The sequence below is a fragment of the Marinitoga arctica genome, assembly GCF_054657315.1.
Map to the genome: position 1 here is coordinate 1 of NZ_BAAHYY010000073.1, position 675 is coordinate 675.

Sequence of the window (675 nt, forward strand, 5' to 3'; positions counted from 1 at the left end):
GAAAAGATAAATTTATATTGTTTGATTTAATTTAAGGATTTTAATATCATCTTCAAGGTAATATCAAAAATATTGTTAGTTAAATCTTCAATCTTTTTTATATCAAGATTATCAAGGTTATTTAAGTAAGGTATGATTTTATTTCCAAATTTTTTGAATAAAAGATTTCTTGCTATATTAATTACCATATATTTTTCTCCTTCAAAATTTCACCTTTCAATTCCCTTTTCAAAACTTTCTTTTAATGATTCATCAATGGCTTTCACAAAATGATTTTATTGAATTAAATCAAAGATTTTGTTTGATGTTGTATCTACAATAGTTACATTATCTTTTTCATATCCTATTGGAATGAAAAAAGGAGAGAGATAGTTGAGGAATTGTTTGGAAATGAAGTTACTGAAATGTGATATAATTCAATTGTGGAGGTGAAATGATGAAAAAATTACCAATAGGAGTACAGGACTATAAAAAAATAATAACAGGAGATTATATATATATAGATAAAACTAAATACATTTACGATTTAGTATCATCTGGAGTTCCGATATTTCTCTCCCGTCCGATAAGATTTGGAAAGAGTTTAACAGTATCGACGTTTTATTATTTATTCAAAGGAGAAAAAGAATTATTTAAAGATACATACATATATGACAAATGGGAATTCAAAGAGTA

Annotated in this window: 2 protein-coding genes; one reads left to right on the forward strand and one right to left on the reverse strand. The window is 24.6% G+C overall.

The genetic code is table 11. The features are described 5' to 3' along the window. Positions 1-26 precede the first annotated feature (26 nt). Positions 27-188 carry a hypothetical protein gene (locus ACYQ44_RS10395; RefSeq protein WP_459997219.1) on the reverse strand — a complete coding sequence of 54 codons (162 nt, stop codon included), beginning with the start codon at positions 186-188 and terminating at the stop codon, positions 27-29. A gap of 248 nt (positions 189-436) precedes the next feature. On the opposite strand from ACYQ44_RS10395, the gene ACYQ44_RS10400 reads away from it, so the two are divergent. Then, positions 437-675 (forward strand): AAA family ATPase (locus ACYQ44_RS10400; protein WP_459997221.1); only part of this gene is annotated, 239 nt, incomplete at its 3' end.